Origin of the sequence: Chryseobacterium sp. (genome assembly GCF_008014695.1) — a bacterium.
Lineage (GTDB): Bacteria > Bacteroidota > Bacteroidia > Flavobacteriales > Weeksellaceae > Kaistella.
In genome coordinates, this window is sequence record NZ_VOXE01000002.1 from 218,134 (window position 1) to 239,233 (window position 21,100).

The 21,100-nt window shown below is 41.2% G+C and carries 17 protein-coding genes and 1 pseudogene; 11 read left to right on the forward strand and 7 right to left on the reverse strand.

The window, feature by feature from the left end; genetic code table 11:
- The first annotated feature begins 2 nt into the window (after nucleotides 1-2).
- On the forward strand, nucleotides 3-263 hold the full coding sequence (locus FUA25_RS05435; RefSeq protein WP_147755892.1) for a hypothetical protein: 261 nt from the start codon (nucleotides 3-5) through the stop codon (nucleotides 261-263).
- 79 nt (nucleotides 264-342) lie between these two features.
- On the forward strand, nucleotides 343-1,539 hold the full coding sequence (gene sucC / locus FUA25_RS05440; RefSeq protein ID WP_147755893.1) for an ADP-forming succinate--CoA ligase subunit beta: 1,197 nt from the start codon (nucleotides 343-345) through the stop codon (nucleotides 1,537-1,539).
- Between the two features lie 65 nt (nucleotides 1,540-1,604).
- Here the strand turns inward: sucC and FUA25_RS05445 are convergent, their stop codons facing one another.
- The 5 genes from FUA25_RS05445 to FUA25_RS05465 form a co-directional block, all read right to left on the reverse strand.
- The gene (locus FUA25_RS05445) at nucleotides 1,605-2,465 is read right to left on the reverse strand and encodes a mechanosensitive ion channel family protein (protein WP_147755894.1); all 861 of its coding nucleotides are present in this window, start codon (nucleotides 2,463-2,465) and stop codon (nucleotides 1,605-1,607) included.
- Nucleotides 2,466-2,528: 63 nt separating this feature from the next.
- Nucleotides 2,529-3,044 (reverse strand): hypothetical protein, encoded by a 516-nt coding sequence (locus tag FUA25_RS05450; protein WP_147755895.1) that lies wholly within the window; start codon nucleotides 3,042-3,044, stop codon nucleotides 2,529-2,531.
- An 89-nt stretch (nucleotides 3,045-3,133) separates the two neighbouring features.
- Nucleotides 3,134-5,407, reverse strand: a complete 2,274-nt coding sequence (locus FUA25_RS05455) for a TonB-dependent siderophore receptor (protein WP_147755896.1) — start codon at nucleotides 5,405-5,407, stop codon at nucleotides 3,134-3,136.
- A gap of 205 nt (nucleotides 5,408-5,612) precedes the next feature.
- Complete coding sequence (locus FUA25_RS05460) at nucleotides 5,613-7,505, reverse strand: ABC-F family ATP-binding cassette domain-containing protein (RefSeq protein WP_147755897.1); 1,893 nt, start codon at nucleotides 7,503-7,505, stop codon at nucleotides 5,613-5,615.
- Between the two features lie 58 nt (nucleotides 7,506-7,563).
- Entirely contained in the window at nucleotides 7,564-8,427 is an 864-nt protein-coding gene (locus tag FUA25_RS05465; RefSeq protein ID WP_147755898.1) for a glycoside hydrolase family 25 protein, read from the reverse strand.
- Between the two features lie 108 nt (nucleotides 8,428-8,535).
- Between FUA25_RS05465 and FUA25_RS05470 the strand changes: the two genes are divergently transcribed.
- From FUA25_RS05470 to FUA25_RS13330, 8 genes and pseudogenes are all read left to right on the forward strand, one after another.
- A complete protein-coding gene (locus FUA25_RS05470; protein ID WP_147755899.1) occupies nucleotides 8,536-9,798 on the forward strand; it encodes an NAD(P)/FAD-dependent oxidoreductase in 1,263 nt (420 codons plus the stop codon).
- On the forward strand, nucleotides 9,795-10,475 hold the full coding sequence (gene trmD / locus FUA25_RS05475) for a tRNA (guanosine(37)-N1)-methyltransferase TrmD (RefSeq protein WP_147755900.1): 681 nt from the start codon (nucleotides 9,795-9,797) through the stop codon (nucleotides 10,473-10,475). Before FUA25_RS05470 ends, trmD begins: the two co-directional genes overlap by 4 nt.
- A gap of 85 nt (nucleotides 10,476-10,560) precedes the next feature.
- Nucleotides 10,561-11,520, forward strand: coding sequence for an endonuclease/exonuclease/phosphatase family protein (locus FUA25_RS05480; protein ID WP_147755901.1), 960 nt, complete (start codon nucleotides 10,561-10,563; stop codon nucleotides 11,518-11,520).
- Between the two features lies 1 nt (nucleotide 11,521).
- A complete protein-coding gene (locus tag FUA25_RS05485) occupies nucleotides 11,522-11,992 on the forward strand; it encodes an Lrp/AsnC ligand binding domain-containing protein (RefSeq protein WP_147755902.1) in 471 nt (156 codons plus the stop codon).
- 138 nt (nucleotides 11,993-12,130) lie between these two features.
- A complete protein-coding gene (gene deoC, locus FUA25_RS05490) occupies nucleotides 12,131-13,132 on the forward strand; it encodes a deoxyribose-phosphate aldolase (protein WP_228411651.1) in 1,002 nt (333 codons plus the stop codon).
- A gap of 53 nt (nucleotides 13,133-13,185) precedes the next feature.
- Nucleotides 13,186-15,579 (forward strand): aldehyde dehydrogenase family protein, encoded by a 2,394-nt coding sequence (locus FUA25_RS05495; RefSeq protein ID WP_147755903.1) that lies wholly within the window; start codon nucleotides 13,186-13,188, stop codon nucleotides 15,577-15,579.
- Nucleotides 15,569-16,114: pseudogene (locus FUA25_RS13445) on the forward strand (type II CAAX prenyl endopeptidase Rce1 family protein); the annotation flags it as partial. The gene FUA25_RS05495 and the pseudogene FUA25_RS13445, both read left to right, overlap by 11 nt.
- A gap of 15 nt (nucleotides 16,115-16,129) precedes the next feature.
- Nucleotides 16,130-16,480 carry a hypothetical protein gene (locus FUA25_RS13330; RefSeq protein WP_228411652.1) on the forward strand — a complete coding sequence of 117 codons (351 nt, stop codon included), beginning with the start codon at nucleotides 16,130-16,132 and terminating at the stop codon, nucleotides 16,478-16,480.
- Here FUA25_RS13330 and dusB read toward each other — a convergent pair.
- Nucleotides 16,477-17,469, reverse strand: coding sequence for a tRNA dihydrouridine synthase DusB (gene dusB / locus FUA25_RS05505; protein ID WP_147755905.1), 993 nt, complete (start codon nucleotides 17,467-17,469; stop codon nucleotides 16,477-16,479). The two genes, FUA25_RS13330 and dusB, sit on opposite strands and share 4 nt — an antisense overlap.
- Nucleotides 17,470-17,593: 124 nt before the next feature.
- Between dusB and FUA25_RS05510 the strand changes: the two genes are divergently transcribed.
- Entirely contained in the window at nucleotides 17,594-17,872 is a 279-nt protein-coding gene (locus FUA25_RS05510; protein WP_147755906.1) for a hypothetical protein, read from the forward strand.
- Between the two features lie 151 nt (nucleotides 17,873-18,023).
- On the opposite strand, the gene FUA25_RS05515 is transcribed toward FUA25_RS05510, so the two are convergent.
- Nucleotides 18,024-21,068 carry a hypothetical protein gene (locus tag FUA25_RS05515; protein ID WP_410493468.1) on the reverse strand — a complete coding sequence of 1,015 codons (3,045 nt, stop codon included), beginning with the start codon at nucleotides 21,066-21,068 and terminating at the stop codon, nucleotides 18,024-18,026.
- Nucleotides 21,069-21,100 lie beyond the last annotated feature (32 nt).

A 21,100-nucleotide genomic window follows, 5' to 3' on the forward strand; every position in this document is an offset into this window, starting at 1 on the left:
CCATGTTTTTCTTCATTTTTGGACTGAATAAAAAGCCTGTTGGTAAGGAAACCCGCAAAATCATGAGAAATGGTTTTGAAGTAAACGCCGTTATTACCGTTTATAAAAATTATTTTGAACTGTTTTTCATCCCGCTGATTCCTTTAGGTAAAAAATACAGCCTTTACATTCCGCATACCGATGAATATTTTGAAGAAGGGATGTTCGGCAAAATACCGCCGGAATATCTTGAAATATGCAGAGAAGTTGGCAGGAAATACTAAATACTTCATTCATCCGGCTTCCATCTTCCAGTTTTTTCTTAAATTTGTCAATCTTAAAATAAATTCTAATTAAAATAGTATGAATCTTCACGAGTATCAGTCAAAAGAGATTTTAGCAAAATATGGCGTTAACATCCAGCGCGGTTTTATTGCAAACAATGTGGAAGAAGCAGTAGATGCAGCCAATAAATTAAAAGAAATGACCGGCGGTGCAGAAGGTTGGGTTGTTAAAGCCCAGGTTCATGCAGGCGGACGTGGAAAAGGCGGCGGTGTTAAGTTCTCTCCGAATCTGGATAAACTGAAAGAAAATGCACAAAGCATTATCGGAATGCAGCTGGTTACCCCTCAGACTTCTGCGGAAGGCAAAAAAGTAAACTTTGTTTTGGTAGCTGAAGATGTATATTATCCCGGTGCAACCGAAACCAAAGAATTTTATGTTTCCATTCTTTTAGACAGAGCTCTTGGTAAAAATACAATCGTGTATTCCACAGAAGGTGGAATGGACATTGAGCATGTTGCTGAAGTAACTCCTCATTTGATTCACAAAGAAGTGATTGATCCTGCTTTGGGACTTCAGGGCTTCCAGGCGCGTAAAATTGCTTTCAAACTAGGTTTGGAAGGCAATTCTTTCAAAGAATTCACAAAATTCATCACCAGTCTTTATAATGCCTATGTCGGAATTGATGCTTCTCTTTTTGAGATCAATCCGGTGCTGAAAACTTCTGATGATAAAATTATTGCAGTAGATGCGAAGGTTACTTTAGACGGTAATGCACTTTTCCGTCACAAAGACCTTGAAGCATTAAGAGATACAAGAGAAGAAGATCCTACCGATGTTGAAGCGGGTGAAGCAGGCCTTAACTTCGTGAAACTCGACGGTGATGTTGCCTGTATGGTAAACGGAGCTGGTTTGGCGATGGCAACCATGGATATCATCAAACTTTCAGGCGGAAATCCTGCCAACTTCCTAGACGTTGGTGGAACTGCAGATGCAGAAAGAGTTCAGAAAGCTTTCGGAATTATTCTTCAGGATCCGAATGTAAAAGCTATTCTGATTAATATTTTCGGTGGAATTGTACGTTGCGACCGTGTTGCACAGGGCGTTGTAGATGCCTATAAAGCAATGGGAAGTCTTCCGGTTCCTTTGATCGTCCGTCTTCAGGGAACAAACGCTGTTGAAGCGAAAGAACTGATTGACCATTCAGGTCTTCCTGTTCATTCTGCAATTACCCTGGAAGAAGCAGCCAATAAAGTAAAAGAAGTTTTAGGTAACTAAGATTTTTCATAGATAATGTAAGAACGCGCCGGAGGGCGCGTTCTTTTTTTATTTTTGTAATAATTTTACTCTGCAGGACTTCCGGAGATCATCTGCGTTTGCGTGGCGAGCTGAATGCCACTGTCGTCGAGCTTTTTCTTGATTCTCAAAAGGGCTTCACTTCGCACCTGAACCGTGTTTTCTCCCGTTTTCATCTGGAACCGTGCTTCCAGATAAAAAACGCCCAAACTGTGTTTCAGGAAAATTACTTCTGCACTGCCTGTATCCTCGGCAAAATCAAAAGTCTGCATTTCCTCCAGAATAGCCTTTTTGGTATTTTCAAGATTTTCGTTGTTCGGTATTTCAAGACCGATAAATATTTTCCTTTGGGCTGAAGCAGAATAATTGATAAAAGGTGCAGTGAAAATCAGTTGGTTGGGAACATACACTTTTTTGCCTTCATCGGTTAGGATTTTGGTAGTCAGAAATCCAATGTCTTCAACCGTTCCCGAAGTTCCGGCGATGGTAACATAATCACCAACCTGAAAGGCCTTGTCGAAACCAATAAGCATTCCGGAAAACATCGACGAAACCAGATCTTTAAGCGCAACCCCCGCAATCACCCCTGCAACTCCTAAACTTCCGAGAAATTTCATTACAAAACCGCCCAGTCCCATGATTTCAAAGGCGATAAAAGCGCCCATCAGCAGTATGAGGAATTTGAAAAATCCGATTAAGTTGATAATGGAATTATTCGTGCTTTTTGGAAAGAACCGGTGGAAAACTTTTACCGCCAGCTTACTCAGATAAGAACTCAGCAGAAGAATCATGACGAAAACGATGATTCCAACGATGATATTTGGCGTGGCTTGTGCCAGTTTGGTGTACCAGCGCTCCAATACATTATAAACGATATCCAGATATTTGATGTTTTTTACGGCCAGCATTGATTAATTTTTAAAATGAATAAAAAATCCTTTCAGAAATTGAAAGGAAATCATGTATTGTATTTAGATAAATATCAAAATCAGCGCCAAAACCAGTCCGGCAATGGTATAGTACATGCCGCGTCTGAAGGCTTTTGTTTTCGTATTGAACATCCAGAAGCTGGAAATAACAAAGAAAAACAGCGAAATCCCGAAAAAAGTATTGAGCGGTGACAGCCTGTCTTTGGACTGTGATTTATGCAGTTGCGTCATTTTATTCAGGACAAAAGGCAGTTCTTTTTTCATGTATTTGGCTTCTCCGGTTGCCGGATTATAGGTCCCGCCTTTGAAATGTAAGATGCCGTTTTCGTTTTTCTGAACTTCAAAATTCTTCATTTTAATTTCCTTTCCCAGTTCTTTTTCACTGAGATTTTTAGCGAAGACTTTTTCGTATTTTTTTTCCTGTTTCAGGAAATCGGTATCCCGATACACCATCAAAACGCCGCTGATGGCATAAGTGGCCATAATTCCGGCCATAAAAAACCCGAGGTAACGGTGAACGATTCTCATGAACGTTCTGGTGTTTTTAATTTTATCCATGTCTTACTAGATTTTTTAGTTTTTAACAGCAACAGTGGAAACCTGAATTTCCACTGCTGTTATTGAAAAATTGAAGATGATTATGATTTTTAAAGTTTATAAGTGAACGTGAGATAATAATTTCGTGGTGTAATCGGATTTACTGAATAATTCTCGTGAACATTGTAGTTTTCGGCATCAAAAACATTCCCGATTTTCCCCTGAACGGAGAATTTCTGCCAATCGTATCCTAACGAAAAGGATACCGTCGTGTAATCATCCAGTTCCAGAATTCTTGAAACGCCGTTTCTGGATATTTCAGTAGATTTTGAATCATTCCATCCTGCAAGTCTTCCGCCGATATAATAAGCACCCGCTCCGATTTTTAGACCAGCCAGCTTTTCGGTGAACTTATAGAATACCGAAGCATTTGCTGTTGTTGAAGGTGTTCTAACCAGTCTTTGTTTTTCCACAAATCCTTTTTCTGGAGTGTCCAGATAAACGGCATTGTTGTAGGAAATTCCGCCAATAATGGAAAGATTTTTCGTTGGGTTTCCGGTAATGTCAAGTTCCACACCGCGGCTTCTCATTTTTCCTGCAAATTCCTTGAGAGTAGAATCCGGAGAAATAATTTCACCTGCTGCGTTCTGATACCAGTAGGTTTGATAATAGTTGTTGTAATTTATCTGGTACACCGATAGATTAACCGCCACCATATTGTTCCAGAGGTTTTTCTTGGCTCCGATTTCATACTGGTCAATTGTTGTAGGACTGATTCCCTGTCTGTCGATATTCATTACCTGAGTTTGAACTTCTGCGGCAGTTCCGCCGGTATTAAGTATACCAAGTTCAGAAGAGGTACTGCCGCTGTTGGCCGCGAATGAATTGGTATACGTTGCAAAAACTGATAAATGATCATTGGGCATATAAACAAATCCAAGTTTGGGTGACAAAGCCTGATCAGAAGTTGCGGTATTATCGGTCAGTTTTTTAATTCCTGTTACAAAATTGGTGTTGATGGTCGGCATATTTTCAATATAAGACCATCTTAAACCCGCGATTACTTTAAACTGTGTGGTAAGACTGATGAAATCCTGTGCAAATGCGCCGATCCTTCTCGTGTTGATTCTGTTTTTATTGTTAAGGGTCGACGAAGGCATTGCAATATTTCCCCACGTAGACGGATCGTCTAAAAATAAAATATTAGCGGTTGCTCCAAGTGTATAGGTATAAGTATCAGCCTGATTATAATCAGCATCCGCCCCGAAAAGTACTTTATGATTCATTTTTCCGGTATTGAATTCACCGTTGAGGTTTACCTGTGCCGAACCGTAATTTTGCTCGTTGTAAGTTTTGTTGAAAGGCCTTGTCCATGACAGGCGATTTTCATCAACTTTTTTGTCGTAGGCCCACTGTACTCTTTCAGAAGAGAAATAATCCTTCGTGTAATTCTGATAAGAAGCCACCGCGTTTAATGTCCAGTTGGTGTTGATCTGATGGTTGAAGGTGACGTTCGTTGAAGCCTGCTGAACGTTCTGATACTGCCAGTCTGTACCGAAAAATACGTTACGGTCCACAGTATCATTCAATTCATAACTCAGATCTTTATTGGTAATCGAACCGATTCCGAAATCCGGAGTGAAATCATTTTTCAGATAATCTGCCTCAACAATCAGCTGGGATTTGGCTCCGATATTGAAAAGGAAAGACGGGTTGATATAATATTTCTGCGATTCCACCACATCCCTGAAACTTTCTGCATACTCGTACGTCCCATTTACGCGGAAGGCAATTTTTTTAGTTAAAGGCCCGTAAAAATCTACAGTAGGTTTATAGGAGTTCCAGCTTCCCGCATTCAGTCCGATACTTCCGCCGTAATTGAATCTTGGTTTCTTCGTAATCATGTTGATGATACCACCTGCTGAAGTATTTCCGTACAGCATGGCGTTAGCACCTTTTAATACTTCAACCCTTTCCAGACCTGAAACTTCAGGAAAAACCCCGCTGCTGACTCTGGCTCCGTTTTTGAAAATATTGTCATTTCCTAAAACGAAACCGCGTCCGCCAAAACTGTCCTGTGAATTTCCGCGGGAAGAGGTCACGTAAACCCCGTTTACATTCTGCAGAACATCACTCAGCTGTTTGCTTTGCTGCTGCTCAATAATTTCATGGGTAACAATTGCAATCGCTTGTGGAGTTTCCATTACCGTAAGGTTCGATTTGGTGGAGAAAGCTTTTGCTTTATTCGGATTTCCGCTTTTATGAAGGTTTACGTCCTCAATTTCCTGAATTTTTATAGTATCACTTTCAGGAACGAATTTCATTTGGGCATTCAGGGTGAATCCGGTCATCAGCATTCCGAGAACAACAATCTGTTTTTTCATGGTTAATTTTTATTTAGAACGAATTAAAATAACACTGCAAATGTAAAAAAGCACTTTGTTAATGCAAAATTTATTTTGAATAATTCTAAATAATATCAAAAATAGAAGGATAAGATGCTGATAAATAGATGTAAAAGACTAACTGATTTTTATCATATCAGTAATTTTTTGCTGTTTTCTGTAAAAAAGGCCCACAAAATTTTCTCTATTCCTGAAGTTCCAGCCAGCGCAATTCCATTTCCTCTAACTGGCTGCTGATTGCTTCAATTTCTGCAGAGAATGCGGCAATTTTCTCGTACTCACTTTCCGAATTCAGTTTTTCAAGGATTTCACTGCGTTTTTTTTCCAAAACAGGTATTTCTTTGTCAATCATTTCGAGTTCGCGTTGCTCCTTGAAGGACATTTTCCGTTTTGGTGGCGCTGCTTTTACAGGTGTTGCAGGAGTTTGCGTATTTTCCGTTTTCTTAGTAGCCGGAACTGCATCCGCCGGACTCTTTTTATTCTGTTCCAGGCTTTTATTCTCCCGGTATTCTGAGAAATTACCGACAAAATCCTTGATTTTTCCGTCGCCTTCAAAAGCCAGAACGTGATCAACAATCCGGTCCATGAAATAACGGTCATGCGAAACGATGATCAAACTTCCCTGAAACTGCTGCAGAAAGTTTTCCAGAACCGTTAAGGTCGGCAGATCCAAATCATTCGTAGGCTCATCAAAAATTAAAAAATTTGGATTTTGGTAGAGGACATACATCAGGTGCAGACGCCTTTTTTCTCCGCCCGAAAGCTTGGAAATAGGAGAGTACTGGGTTTGGTCATCAAAAAGAAAAAGACGCAGGAACTGTGATGCCGAGATGGTTCTTCCATTCGCCAAAGGAAAATTTTCCGAAATATCTTTAATGAAATCAATAACGCGCTGGTCTTCCTTGTACTGAAGTCCTTTCTGGGCAAAATACCCGAATTTGATGGTTTCGCCTGTATCGATCTCGCCTTTGTCAAAAGGTTCAAGTCCCTGAATAATATTGAGCAAAGTTGATTTTCCGGCGCCGTTTTTCCCCACGATTCCCACTTTTTCGCCGCGCTGAAACTGATAGGAAAAACCTTTCAGAAGCAACTTGCCGCCGAAGCTTTTATCAATATTTTTAAGTTCCAGAATTTTCTTGCCGAGGCGTTTCATTTCGAAATCCAGTTCCAGATTTTGCTTCCGAGTGTCGGTCTTCGCTACTTTTTCGGTCTCATAAAAATCCCCGATTCTGGATTTGGATTTTGTGGTTCTGGCTTTCGGCTGACGGCGCATCCATTCCAGTTCTTTGCGGTACAGATTGTTGGCTTTATCGATCGTAGCATCCAGATTGTCTTCACGGATCATTCTGTTTTCGAGATAAGTGGCATAACTTCCGTTATGGAAATACAGATTCTGATCTTCCATTTCCCAGATGATATCGCAAACCGCATCCAGAAAATAACGGTCGTGAGTCACGAGAAGCAAGGTGATTTTTGCTTTTGAAAGATAATTTTCGAGCCATTCCACCATTTCTACATCCAGGTGATTGGTCGGCTCATCCATGATCATGAGAATATGACGGTGTTCAGCCCGGGTTTCTGTCAGAAGTTTTGCCAAAGCCACCCGTTTGATCTGTCCACCGGAAAGCGTCCCCATTTTGGCTTCCAAATCGGTAATTTTCAACTGCGAAAGGATCTGTTTCATTTCATTTTCGAGATCCCAGGCTTTATGAAGCTCCATTTCGGCAAGAGCTTTTTCCATGTCATCAGGATTTTCTGAATGCAGCGCATGATGGTAATTCTTTACTGCCATAATCGGTGCCGAATCCAGTGTCATCATGAATTCTTCAATGGAAAGATTCGAATTAAACTCAATTTCCTGATCAAAAAGTACAACTTGAATATCTTTGTTGATGACCACGGTGCCCGAATCTGCAATTTCAGTTCCCATCAGAATTTTGAGCAAGGTCGATTTTCCGCTCCCGTTTTTAGCAACGATGGCAATTTTGTCCCCTTCATTCACATTGAAGGTGATGTCTTTAAATAAAACTTTTAAACCATACGATTTGGTGAGGTTTTCTGCGGTAACGTAATTCATGTTGCTGATGTTGGGTGGATGATCTCTTTTTGAGACTGCAAAAATACGATAATTGAACTTAATCCAAAGTAAGTCTTTTGAGCGACCAGAAGCTTCCGTTATATACGTCTATATCCACTTTGGTATTGATGCCGTACACAATTCCTTTTTCTGTAAATTGCCAGATATCCCAGCTGTCATCAGGTGAAGGATGCGGAACATCATTATAATTTGCGAGCCAGAGCGGATAATCATCAAATTCTCCTTTCAGAAAATCCTCGTAATAATGATAATAAGTGTAAATGATGGGTTTCTCGCCGTAGGTTTCTTCCACAATACGGCACCAGATTTTAAGGTCTTCTACAAGTTTTTCATTGGATTTTCGCCTCGGAATTTTCTCAATATCCAGAATCGGTGGTAAATCTCCGGGTTCAAGCTTTACATTTTCAAGAAAATTGTTGGCCTGACGGACCGGATCTTCATCAGCACGGTAAAAATGATAGGCTCCACGAACGAGTTCGTGTTTTTTTGCGAGTTCCCAGAAATCTCCAAAGTGCCTGTCGGCGCTCCGGTTTCCCATTGTTGCTCGTAAAACCACAAATTTTATGGGAATCGCGCGGTTTCCGATGCTTAAACTGTCCCATTTGATGTCTTCTTTTCTTTGATAATGCGAGAGATCCATGCCGAATGTCTTGTCGGCATAATCTCCGATGATCCGGGTGATCCGCTGTTCCTCAAATTCGGTATTCGACAGTTTTTTATGCTCGAATTTATTGAAATACATCGCGTAATAGAAGGCTATTTTTTCCTTCAGATAAAATCCGGTTCCCAGCAAAGCAAAAGCTAAAATCACGAGCAGAATTTCCCGGCGCAGAAGAAAATGTTTCCTTCGGGTTTTGTGGATTTTTCGTGTGGTTCTTTTTTTAACGGATCTTTTTGCCATCGGACTGCAAAAATAGATTTTTTATGGCACGGTTGCCAGAAATTTACTTCAGGTGCTTGCAATTCGGCCTGAAATTGGACTCCGAAAAAAAATCAGTAATTTTGTTGAATGGAAACACGGGAGAAAATTGTAATTATCGGTGGGGGTTTCGCCGGTCTTCAGCTGGCCAAAACCCTCAATAATAAAAACAAGAAAGTCATTATTATTGATAAAGTAAACCATCACATGTTTCAGCCGTTGTTTTATCAGGTGGCATGTGGGAGAATTGAGCCGAGCAATATTTCTTTCCCGTTTCGGAAGATTTTTCAGCGTTCCCGAAATATTCAGTACCGGATGACGGAAGTGCAGAAAATTCTGCCTGAACAGAACAAAATCATTACCGAGGATGCAGAATTCACCTATGACAAACTGGTGATCGCAACCGGCTGCAAGACGAATTTCTTCGGTAATAAAAAAATGGAGCATCTTGCCTTCGGAATGAAAAATACACAGGAAGCAATTGCAATCCGGAATCATGTGCTCCTGACTTTTGAAAAACTCATCATCGAAAGAAAACGCAGCGACGACGGCAACTGGAATATTGTAATTGTTGGAAGCGGACCCACCGGTGTTGAACTTGCGGGAGCCTTTTCGGAGATGAAGAAAGATATTCTTCCGCGCGATTATCCGCATATGAATTTTGAAAATCTGAATATTATTCTGGTAAGTTCCACCACAACGCCTTTGAGTATGATGAGTGAAGAATCTCAGAAAATGTCTGAGCAGTACCTGAAAGAACTCGGGGTCAATTTTATGAGCGGTGAAATGGTTGTGGACTACGACGGTGACAAAGTCTACCTGAAGAGCGGTAAAGAAATTCCGGCCAATAATGTAATTTGGGCCGCAGGAGTTACTGGAAATGTGATTCAGGGATTGAAGGAAGACCAGGTTGTCCGCAACCGGTATGTAGTCGACCGTTTTAATAAAGTAATGGGGACAGAAAATATATTCGCAATCGGCGATGTGGCGTATATGGAAACGCCTAAATATCCGCAGGGTCATCCGCAGGTAGCCAATGTAGCCATTAATCAGGGAAAAAATACCGCCGACAACTTCCTTAAAAAATCGGAGAAAGAGTGGACTGAATATGAGTACATCGATCAGGGTAGCATGGCAACCATCGGAAAACACAGGGCTGTAGTAGATTTGCCGAAATTGAAATTTCAGGGATTGCTGGCGTGGTATTTCTGGATGTTCCTGCACCTCATGCTTATTCTTTCTGTCCGGAACAAACTGGCTATTTTCTTCAATTGGATGTGGAGCTACTTGAACAAGGATTCATCTTTACGACTGATCATCCTTCCCAACAAAACAAACAATACGGAACAATGAGAATTGATATTATAAGTGTACTTCCGGAACTTATGGAAAGCCCTTTCCAGACTTCTATTTTAAAAAGGGCGGTGAATAAAGGCTTGGCTGAGGTTCATTTCCATCATTTACGTGACTGGAGTATCGGAAAACACCGGAAAATTGATGATGAGCCGTACGGAGGTGGTGCAGGAATGATCATGATGGTTGAACCGCTGGATAAATGCATTTCTGAACTGAAATCACAGAGAAATTACGATGAAATCATTTATCTGACGCCGGACGGCCAGACTTTAAACCAAAAAATAGCGAATACTCTTTCTATAAAAAATAACCTGATTTTCCTTTGCGGACATTATAAAGGGATTGACCAGCGAGTTCGGGATATGCACATTACGAAAGAAATCTCAATAGGCGATTATGTGCTAACCGGCGGCGAACTGGCTGCCTGCGTTCTGGCAGATGCCGTTATACGCTTGCTTCCCGGTGTTCTGAATGATGAACAGAGTGCACTGACCGATACTTTTCAGGACAATTTACTTTCGCCGCCTATTTATACCAGGCCCGAAGAATACAAAGGCCTGAAGGTTCCTGAAATTCTATTGAGTGGAAATTCCAAAAAAATAGAAGAATGGCTTCATGACGAAGCAGTTCGGATTACAAAAGAGAAACGTCCCGATTTGCTGGAAGACGTTTAAAAAGAGTCAGCAAGTGTTTCAAATTACAGAATTAAAGAAACCGCATTTTTTTTATTAAATTCACAATCAGAAAACTCACGTGCTGATGCAAAATTCCGACTCTAACGAGTTAATCGCCTTTTACAATGTTGAAAATCTTTTTTTGCCGGATAAAACTCCGGTTCATAAGCAGGATCCCACTGTCTCAGGACTTCGAAACTGGGACAGCCGGAAATACCAGAGCAAACTTGCTAAAATCGCAAGTGTTTTCGAATTTATGAAGCAGGAGCATGGCGTGATTCCTATGCTGATTGGTCTTTGCGAAATCCATGGTCAGCAGCCACTAAACGAACTTGTGCGTCTCAAACCTTTTGATTCCCGTTATGGTGTTGTTCATTTTGATTCCATGGATGAAAGAGGTATGGACGTAGCGCTGCTGTATGACAAAGATAAATTGGAAATTATCCATTCTGAGCCGATTTCCTTCTTTTTTGGAATTGATGAAGGTACTGCTGCGTACTATGATACAACAAGAGATATACTCTATTGTAAAGCCAGGTATGAAAGCAAAATAATTCATTTATTCGTGTTCCATCTCCCTTCCAAAAGAGAAAAGGACATTAACAAACCGAGAAGAGATTTCATTCTGAAAGAAATACGGGAAAGGATTATAAAGCTGACTCAAGCTAAAGAAGCAGTTGTAGTGTGTGGTGATTTTAATGAAAATCCAGATGCGGAAAGTTTAAATAAATTGCTTTATGATGATAATTTTAGTAAAATTTTAACAAATCCATATGGTGAACTGTATAATAATGGTGTTTTTTCCACGTTTCATATGAAGGATGGTTTGGTGTTTGATCAGATAATTTTTTCAAAAGAGTTCATTCAGCCTGGTTTTCCATTAAAATTTATCAATGCAAAAGTTTTTAACTCTAGCAAACTACTCAGCAGCGATAAAAAATTCATCGGGCGGCCCTTCAGAACTTATGCGGGAACCAGGTATCTCGGCGGATACAGTGACCATTTTCCCGTTTTCATAGAATTGTTACAAAATAAAAATAAATAAAATGAAAAGTGCAAACCATACAGCTTACCATCTTGATTCGGTGGATAAACAGATCGTGTATATGCTCATGGATAACGCCAAAACCTCTTTGGCGCATATTTCGCAGAATGTCGGAATATCCACTACAGCAGTTCATCAGCGAATAAAAAAACTCGAGCAGGCCGGTGTTATCGAAAATTCAATTTCATTTCTTAATCCCCAAAAAATTGGATACAAGGTGGTTTCCTACATCGGGGTTTTTATGGATAAGCCAAGTGATTACCAAGAGGTTATTAAAGCTTTGAAAAACGTTAATGAAGTAGTAGAGGCGCATTATACGACGGGTAATTATACCGCTTTTCTCAAAGTGCTCTGCCGCGATAATGACCATCTGATGGAAATTCTAAGCAAACTCCAGAAACTCAAAGGAGTAACACGTACGGAAACTTTTATTTCCCTGGAACAGAGTATCTGCAGGCAGTTAAAAGTCTAATTGGTTGCAAGGATCATCATTTAATACATTTCTGCCGAAATGTATTTTTTTTGACTTTGTTTTCTGAAAACAATGGTCTGAATTAGCGGATATTTAGTTAAATTTACATTCCTGATCACTAAAAAATAAAATTTCCTGATGATGGAAAATATATTGAAAAAAAATAATACAGAATCTCCTCAGCATACCAATGTTGTAAGGAACCAGGGTTTGCCCTTCAATACAAAACATTTTGACGGAATTAATATCAACACAAGCGCGGTTGAACGTCGTGTAAATACTTTGAGTGGAAGACGGAGCGTAAAAAAAGAATTTCAGGTTGCCTGGCTGCTAAAAGCAATATCCATGATTGATCTTACCACACTTGCGGGAGACGACACCCGCGGAAACGTGATGCGGCTCTGCGAAAAAGCCAAAAATCCTGTGCGTTATGATCTTCTGGAAAAACTGGGAATGCAGAATGCCGGACTTACTACCGGTGCCGTTTGCGTTTACCACAACCTGATTCCTTTTGCGAAAGAAGCTCTGAAAGGAACTGATATTCCTATTGCTGCCGTTTCCACCGGATTTCCTGCCGGTAAGATTTCGATGGAAGAAAAAATTTCGGAAATTAAAAGATCCGTTGCTGCAGGAGCGTCAGAAATCGATATTGTCATTTCCCGAGACCTGGTTCTGGAATCGAAATGGAAAGAACTGTATAATGAAATCAAACTCTGCCGTGAAGCCTGTGGTGATGCGCATATGAAAACCATTCTGGCAACTGGCGAAATTCCTACATACACTAAGGTAGCGAAAGCTTCATGGGTCGCCATGATGGCTGGTTCAGATTTTATCAAAACTTCCACCGGAAAAGAATCAGTGAATGCCACATTAGCCGTAAGTCTCGTCATGATCCGCTGCATCAGAGAATATTACGAATTAACCGGCGTTAAAGTTGGTTACAAACCGGCCGGAGGAATTCAGAAGGCAAAACAGGCATTGGATTATTTAATTTTAATCAAGGAAGAACTGGGTAACGAATGGCTCACACCCGAACTGTTCCGTTTTGGCGCGAGTTCTCTGTTGGGCGATATTGAGCGTCAGCTGGAACATTACGTTACGGGAAGCTACAGCGCCGGATTCCGTCATCCGATGGCGTAATTTTTAATTTTGAGAATCTGCTTTACTGGATTTTCAATAAATATCTTCAAAAAATGGAAATCAAAGAAATATACGACACCATGGTTTACGGTCCTGCTCCTGAAACAGCTGCTCCCGCTGTAGAATTTTTAGACAATCATCAAAGAAGTTTCGATCTTTTCATCGGGGGAGAATGGGTAAAACCGAATTCCAAAAAATACGCAGATACGCACAACCCTTCCAACAAAGAATTTTTGGCTAAAATTGCAGAAGCGGATAAGAAGGATGTTGATAAAGCGGTGAAAGCTGCCAATAAAGCCCTGCCGGAATGGTCAGGACTCAGCGGTTTCGAACGGGCGAAATATCTGTATGCGATCGCAAGACAAATCCAGAAAAACTCCCGTCTTTTTGCCGTTCTGGAAACTTTGGACAACGGAAAACCAATTCGCGAAACGCGTGATATTGACATTCCGATTGTCGCAAGACATTTCTACCACCATGCCGGCTGGGCAAAACTTATGGAAACCGAATTCCGGGATTATAAGGAAGTCGGCGTCATCGGACAGATCGTGCCGTGGAATTTTCCGTTGATGATGCTTGCCTGGAAAGTGGCTCCGGCTTTAGCGATGGGAAATACGGTTGTATTGAAGCCTGCAGAACTCACCTCTTTAACTGCTTTGCTTTTTGCAGAAATCTGCGAAAAAGTTGGGCTAACGAAAGGCGTCGTAAACATCATTACGGGTCAGGGTTCTGTTGCCGGCGCTGCTTTGGTGGGACATCCTGAAATACAGAAAGTGGCTTTTACCGGTTCTACGGATGTCGGAAAGATTTTAAGAAGACAGATCGCCGGTTCTGGCAAAAAAATATCACTCGAACTAGGTGGAAAATCACCTTTTATCGTTTTCGAAGATGCTGATTTGGATTCTGCTGTGGAAGGAATTGTGGATGCGATCTGGTTCAATCAGGGTCAGGTGTGCTGTGCAGGTTCGCGGCTTCTGGTTCAGGAAAGTGTATCCGAAAAATTCTATAAAAAATTAAAAGCAAGAATGGAAACCCTCCGGCTCGGAGATCCTTTGGATAAATCTGTTGATATGGGTGCCATTGTTTCCAAAGAACAGTTCAAAACCATTGATGAAATGGTGAAACTAGGCGTAAAAGAAGGATGTACGATGTACCAGACTAAAAATGCGGTGCCCAAAAATGGCTGGTTCTATCCGCCCACTTTATTCACCGATGTTTCCACGAGTTCCACAATTGCGCAGGAAGAGATTTTCGGGCCTGTTCTCGTGGCCATGACGTTCCGTTCGCATAACGAAGCCGTTGCTTTGGCGAATAATTCCCGATACGGCCTGGCGGCAAGCATCTGGACTGAAAACATTAACCTTGCACTTGATGTTGCGCCAAAAGTAAAATCAGGAAGCGTGTGGATCAACTGTACAAACCAGTTCGATGCAGCTTCCGGATTTGGCGGTTACCGCGAATCAGGCTTCGGCCGTGAGGGCGGAAAAGAAGGTCTTTATGAATACATGAAACCAAAAATTGAAGATCAATTTGCTTCAGATCCAATTCTTCCGAAAGCTGAAAAATCAAAAATCACCAAGAAAACGACACACACATTAGCGGACATCGACAGAACCACAAAAATGTACATCGGCGGTAAACAGGCGAGACCCGATGGCGGTTACAGCACTGAAATTATGAATACCTTCGGTGAATACATCGGCGAAGTGTCGGAAGGAAACCGTAAAGACATCAGAAATGCCGTGGAAGCAGCGCACGCAGAAAAATCCTGGAGCGGAATGACCGGTCATGCGAGAGCTCAGGTGCTCTATTACATCGCTGAAAATTTAGCAATCCGTGCTGAGGAATTTGCGGAAAGAATTGTGGAGATGACGAACCAAAGCCTTGAATCAGCGCAGGAGGAAGTGGAAAAATCAATTGAAAGAATTTATACCTATGCTGCTTATGCCGACAAATACGACGGCGCTGCGCATTCTACTGTTCAAAGGATGGTCACGTTGGCCATGCCGGAAGCGGTCGGCGTAATGGCCGTTATCTGTCCTGATGAAAATCCGCTGCTGGGATTCATTTCCACGGTGATTCCCGCAATTGCAATGGGCAATAAGGTGGTGGTGATTCCTTCAGAAAAACACCCGTTCTCGGCGACGGATTTTTACCAGATTCTGGAAACTTCCGATGTTCCGGGCGGAACGGTGAATATTGTTACCGGTCCGAAAGAAGAACTCGCGAAGGAACTGGCGAAACATTATAACGTAGACGGAATCTGGTATTTCGGATCAAAAGAAGGCAGTAAAAACATTGAAATCCTTTCCACCGATTCCATGAAACGTTCATGGGTGAATTTCGGAAAATACCGGAATTGGCTGGATGTTGCGCAGGGTGAAGGAGAAGTGTTCCTAAGGCATGCTACAGAAATCAAGAACATCTGGATTCCGTATGGGGCATAAATTTATCCGAATTGTGAAGCCAAAAAAGGATAACTATTTACTATACGCTGGTGCAGGAATTTTTTCCTGCACCAGTTTATTATATTTACTGTTGGATTTTTATAATCCAACACTGTTTAAAAATCCCGACAGATTTGGTGATTTAGACTCAGTAGTTCTCATCTTTCTGGGGGCTGTTATCATTGCCCCTGTTACTGAAGAATTAACTTTCCGTGGTTATTTTTTAAAAAATAAAATTTTTACGTACTTCTTTTTTGGTGGCAGTACAATCTTTATTTTGCTTACGGGAACATACTATGCTTTAAGTATACTTTTAATTTTGGGAATTCTGGAATTTGTGTTTAAGGTACACAGAAGAACAAAAATCATCTATTTTTTAAACACGCTCCTCTTTGCGATTATGCACTACAAACTGTCGCATTTTACAAACATTTACAGTGTAATCCCCGTTTTTTTTCAGTTTAGCATTGGATTGATTTTGCTTTGGATTACAATTAATTACAGTTTAATAAGATCGATGCTGGTTCACTTTTGCGTAAATTTTCTGGCGATGGGCAGTCTAATTTTGGCACTGCAATTTCCTGATACCAGACTGCATACTGTACAGGATGACAAAATCTTTATCACTTTTAGTAAAACCCCTGTGCTCGGAAATGAAAATTTTTATTTTACAGATTCTGAAGTACAGGCCAATAACAGTACGATAAGAAATTTTGTACAGCTGCTAAACGTTAAGGAGAAAAATTTTGTGGTTAATGATAGTTTACGATATTACAGGTACAATTTTAAAATCAAAAGCCTGAATAACGAAAAGTTAGAAAGCTCCGCAGTACAGAAAATTTTAATTGACGCTAAACTGATAGAACCTTCAAAAGACGTTTCTGAAAAAAATAATTTCTAAACTTTCTGAAATTCTCTGTAAAATTCAGCCGCTTCAGCAATCACGCCATCCATTTCTTCTAGTGTAAAAACTTCCAGGAACTTTCTTCTGAAATCCTTAAAATGGGGGATGCCACGGAAATAATTGCTGTAATGCTGACGCATTTCAATCAGACCCAGTCTTTCGCCTTTCCATTCTGTACTCCATTCCGCGTGCTGACGAACCGCCAGAAGCCGGTCTTCAATGGTGGGCTCAGGCAAATGTTCGCCCGTTGCAAAAAAATGTTTGATTTCATTGAAAATCCATGGGTAACCTATTGCACCGCGCCCGATCATAATGCCGTCGCAGTCATATTTTGTCCGGTATTCAAGTGCTTTTTCGGCAGAATCTACGTCCCCGTTTCCGAAAATCGGAATTTCAATATTCGGATTGTTTTTTACTTTTGAGATATAATCCCAGTCGGCTTCACCTTTGTACATTTGGGAACGGGTCCTGGCGTGAATGGTTAAGGCTTTGATCCCAGTTTCCTGAAGTCTTTCGGCCACTTCCATAATATTGATGGTTTCGGTGTCCCAACCCAGACGTGTTTTTACGGTTACCGGCAAATGCGTGGAATTCACAACTGCCTTTGTCAGCCGGATCATCAGGTCGATGTCTTTCAGAACGCCGGCTCCGGCTCCTTTACAGACTACTTTTTTCACCGGACAGCCAAAATTAATGTCTACCAGATCGGGATTTACGGCTTCCACAATTTTAGCGGAAAGTGCCATCGCTTCTTCATCGCCCCCGAAAATCTGGATTCCGACCGGTCTTTCGTAATCGAAAATGTCCAGTTTTTTCCGGCTTTTCATGGCGTCGCGGATCAGTCCTTCAGAAGAGATAAATTCAGAATACATCATATCTGCACCATGCATTTTGCAGAGGCGGCGGAAAGGCGGATCTGATACATCTTCCATTGGTGCCAAAAGCAAAGGGAAATCCGGGAGTTCTATATTACCGATTTTAATCATGGGTGCAAAAATACGAATTGTTGAATAAATAAAATTCAACCATTATTAATCAGAATTTTAATTAATTTTATATATAGTAAAATGCTGCTTAAAGATTTTTTATTGAATTACCTCAAAATATTCTATGTTCAAAAGATTATTTATTATCGGTTTTTTTGTTTTGCTAGGATGTTTCAGCAAAGAAAGTCAGCCTATCACAGGATATTATCGTTCGCCGGATAATACTTATCTAAATAAAATCAGGTATGGCAAATTTGTCACTGATTTAACGATGGAAATTAACAAAGACGGGACTTATGTATTTTCTACCTGCACGCAAACCGAAAAAGGAAGATGGATAAAAATGTTCTGGAACTTTATTGTGAAGAAAAGAAATTCATTAATGATAGTATTAATCATCTAGAGAAATATAGGAAGGGGAAAATCTGTGATTCCAAACAGCAATTTTTGATTAAGAAGGATGAAATTTATCAAAAATTTAAAATTAATTATGAAGATTACAAACTTTTACTCATCAAGAGTTAATCACAATAATCGTTAATCCTCAACGCTTCCTAAAAACTCGCTTTCACCTGCATACTTCCGATATGAATCGTGCGGTCGCCCGAATTTCTGCCTTCATAATTAATGTTCAGCTGAATGAATGAGTTCACTGTCTGCTGAAAGAAGAGGCTCCAGACCTGATTTTTACCAGGCTTCAGGCCGTCGAGCATCTGATTTCCTACAATTGAAAAATTATTACCGGTAAAATTATTGTTGATGAAGGAGAAGTTGGCGCGGATGGATGTTTTTTTTCTTTCCCACTGCAGCGTTCCGGTAAGATCAATGGTTTTGAGGTGTTCCTCTCCATCCAGTCGGTCTTTTTCCCGGTAAGCGGCCGAAAGTTCCGACTGAATCGCATCGGTGAACTTGTAAGTCGCTTTTGGTTGCGTTTCAAAATTATTCAGAGTATAATCTCTGGAATCGAAGAGTTGCGACGAATTCTGAATATGCTGCACCGAGTTTTCCCAATCGGCGCGGAAATCTTTGCTGAACCAGTAGCCAATATTCAGGAAATTGGAAGTATTGTTGCGCTCTTCAATACTGAAGTTGGCATTGATGAGGTTATCGTTCGAAACAAAGCGGTAATTGCCATTCCAGCCCGATTTGTCGGTCGGATTAAACTGCGCCGACGCCAGAAAATTCTGGTTTTTAAGGATTTGTTCTTCGTTTTTTTCGAAAGGATTCAGGATGAGAACCCGGTCCTTTTTAAGGAATGAATTCTGTGCATTCAGGGAAAGGTTGAAGTTCCACCTCTTCAGAAACTGGTTTTCGGAATTGAGGACAAGAGAAGGATTCACAAACAAGGCCAACTGAAGTTTGTTTTTATTGGACGGAATATAATTCACGGTATTCGTATAAATCCGGATGTATTGTGCAAGATCAGCATATTCGGCAATTTCAAATTCATCCAGCTGCTGAACGCCATCGCCGTTATAATCGGTCCATTTGTAAATTCCCTGCGCGTCGGTCACTTTAATATACTGGAATTCCCGCTGCGCTTCCTGACCGTTTCCGAGTTCATAAAAAGCCTGCAGCCTCATTCCGTTCCGGAAAAGCTGTTGGTTATAGAGGATATTTCCGACTACAAAATCATTGTTCAGGTTCGCTGAAAGTTCCTGATTCTGGTAATAGAATTTGCGGTAATGCACCAATGCATTCAACGTTGTTTTCTCTGTTTTGATGATCTGGCTTTCGGCCATGAATCCAAGGATACGGTTCATATCACTTAACCGGTTGTCGCGAACCGAATCGTTGTCGCGGTAATAGATTTTGGTCAACAGTTTCGTTCTTGCCGAATCGCCGATTTTTTTCTGAAGAAAAGCCTCTTTCCAGCTGAAACTCGTCACATCCAGCTGTTGCGTTTCGTTGAAATATTTCTCGTTGTGTTCCATGAGTCCGCCCACGGTCCAGCTGCCTTTTTTCTGTAAATATTCGGTGGAAGCGTTGGCTCGGATGAATTTGGTGTTCTGAAATGTGGCTTTCGTATCCAGATAAGACAGGTTTGCCTTATTGCTGAATTTGCCTTTGATCATGAAAAGGTTCAGGTCATTTTTAATGCCTTTGTAGGAATCTTTCTCGTCGAGATAATTTAAAGTATAGTTCAGGAAGGACTGGTTTTTCCATTGGTTGAGGAAGCTGAAGATGAACCGGTTCTGTGTTTTCTGGTTAAATTCCTGCTGCAGGTTGAAGTCGCGCGAGAATTCCACATCATTGATGCGGTCCAGAATGTGAAAACGGCTGCTGATGTGCTGATATTCGAAGCTTGGTGTTCCTTTCCAGTCGTTCTTTGTGAAGGTTTTGCGCCCGAAAACCCTTCCGGCATATCCGGTGTTTTCATTTGAATCCTGAGAAGAAAATAAATTCACATCGTAGTTGCTGAACGAAAAATCGGTTCCTATTTTCCCGTCTTTCAGCAGATATTCTGAATTAAAGGATAGTACCTGCGACTTCTGCGGCGACGGTAACTTTCTTACTGCCTTGTAATCTCCCATATTGGCGCCGACATATTCGAAAACACGCCCGTTGTTCGTGGTCTGCTTCAGGATATAATCTCCCTGACCGCTACCGAAATACGTAAAAGCGACCTGGTAAAGCGTTAAAGTCTCATCTGCTGAAAATTCATAATAATTCCCGCCCGGATTCTGGATGAGCTGATAAAGGATTTTATTCACATCATATTCCGTCACCACGCCGGAAGGTGCGTACATCAGATCAGGATTGTTCCCTGCCGCTGCGAGGATCTGTTCATCTTCCTTACTGAGGTTTAAGGCGAGCGGAGCGTTTTTGTTGTCGTTTTCCAGAAACCAATTGATGCCTAAGCGCAGTTTCTCCCTTTCATGCTGCACACCTCCCGTCACGAGATACCGCGAGTAATTGCGGTTGGTGTAGTTGTAGGAAATCGTAATGAAGTTCTGCTGAAAGATGGGCCGGAAGCTTGTAAACGTGATCTCGCCGGTGTTGTAATTGATGATATAGTCCTGGTTTTCGCCTCTTTTCATCAAAATCCCGTCGATGAAGACCTGTTCGGAACCGGAAATAATGGTGATGAACTGCTCGCCGTTCTTTCCGTTCAGCCGATAAGGCCCCTGATTGCCTTCAACGCCCTGAAATCTCACGCGGTGGAATTCGCTTCTTGCAATACCGATGGAGAGGTCTGCAAAGGTTTTATTCTCTTTTCCAAGTTTGGTTTCGAACTGCAGGCCCATACTTCTCCTTTGAAATCTGCCAAAGTAGGTTTTTTCATCAACCAGATCAATATGACCGGCTCTGAGAATGGAGTGGTCTTTCAGATTGAGCTGCATATAGATCTTATCAAATTCCTCCAGGGTCTGCGTATAACCGTCGGCCTGAATCGGCAGATTGTGATCAGAAATACTCGCCAGAACCGAGACATCTTTTGAAAGTTTCCCGGAAATCTGCAGATCCATGGAACTCTGAACCGAGGAACCCTGGCTGTTTCCAAACGTAATTCCTCTTATAATAGAACCTTTTGAATTGAGTTCGCCGAGATAAGTGGACCTATTGTTCTTCATCAGCACCGCCTCATCCACCACCATGCGGTTTTGGGTTTTGATGAAATCAAGCGTAT

Bases quoted from the DNA above. Each gene is read 5' to 3' on its own strand.
- deoC (WP_228411651.1), top strand. From the start codon at position 12,131: ATGATGGAAAATATATTGAAAAAAAATAATACAGAATCTCCTCAGCAT.
- FUA25_RS05445 (WP_147755894.1), bottom strand. From the start codon at position 2,465: ATGCTGGCCGTAAAAAACATCAAATATCTGGATATCGTTTATAATGTA.
- FUA25_RS05495 (WP_147755903.1), top strand. From the start codon at position 13,186: ATGGAAATCAAAGAAATATACGACACCATGGTTTACGGTCCTGCTCCT.
- FUA25_RS05455 (WP_147755896.1), bottom strand. From the start codon at position 5,407: ATGAAAAAACAGATTGTTGTTCTCGGAATGCTGATGACCGGATTCACC.
- FUA25_RS05515 (WP_410493468.1), bottom strand. From the start codon at position 21,068: ATGGTGGTGGATGAGGCGGTGCTGATGAAGAACAATAGGTCCACTTAT.
- dusB (WP_147755905.1), bottom strand. From the start codon at position 17,469: ATGATTAAAATCGGTAATATAGAACTCCCGGATTTCCCTTTGCTTTTG.
- FUA25_RS05470 (WP_147755899.1), top strand. From the start codon at position 8,536: ATGGAAACACGGGAGAAAATTGTAATTATCGGTGGGGGTTTCGCCGGT.
- FUA25_RS05510 (WP_147755906.1), top strand. From the start codon at position 17,594: ATGTTCAAAAGATTATTTATTATCGGTTTTTTTGTTTTGCTAGGATGT.
- trmD (WP_147755900.1), top strand. From the start codon at position 9,795: ATGAGAATTGATATTATAAGTGTACTTCCGGAACTTATGGAAAGCCCT.
- FUA25_RS05485 (WP_147755902.1), top strand. From the start codon at position 11,522: ATGAAAAGTGCAAACCATACAGCTTACCATCTTGATTCGGTGGATAAA.
- sucC (WP_147755893.1), top strand. From the start codon at position 343: ATGAATCTTCACGAGTATCAGTCAAAAGAGATTTTAGCAAAATATGGC.
- FUA25_RS05460 (WP_147755897.1), bottom strand. From the start codon at position 7,505: ATGAATTACGTTACCGCAGAAAACCTCACCAAATCGTATGGTTTAAAA.
- FUA25_RS05450 (WP_147755895.1), bottom strand. From the start codon at position 3,044: ATGGATAAAATTAAAAACACCAGAACGTTCATGAGAATCGTTCACCGT.
- FUA25_RS05435 (WP_147755892.1), top strand. From the start codon at position 3: ATGTTTTTCTTCATTTTTGGACTGAATAAAAAGCCTGTTGGTAAGGAA.
- FUA25_RS13330 (WP_228411652.1), top strand. From the start codon at position 16,130: ATGGGCAGTCTAATTTTGGCACTGCAATTTCCTGATACCAGACTGCAT.
- FUA25_RS05465 (WP_147755898.1), bottom strand. From the start codon at position 8,427: ATGGCAAAAAGATCCGTTAAAAAAAGAACCACACGAAAAATCCACAAA.
- FUA25_RS05480 (WP_147755901.1), top strand. From the start codon at position 10,561: ATGCAAAATTCCGACTCTAACGAGTTAATCGCCTTTTACAATGTTGAA.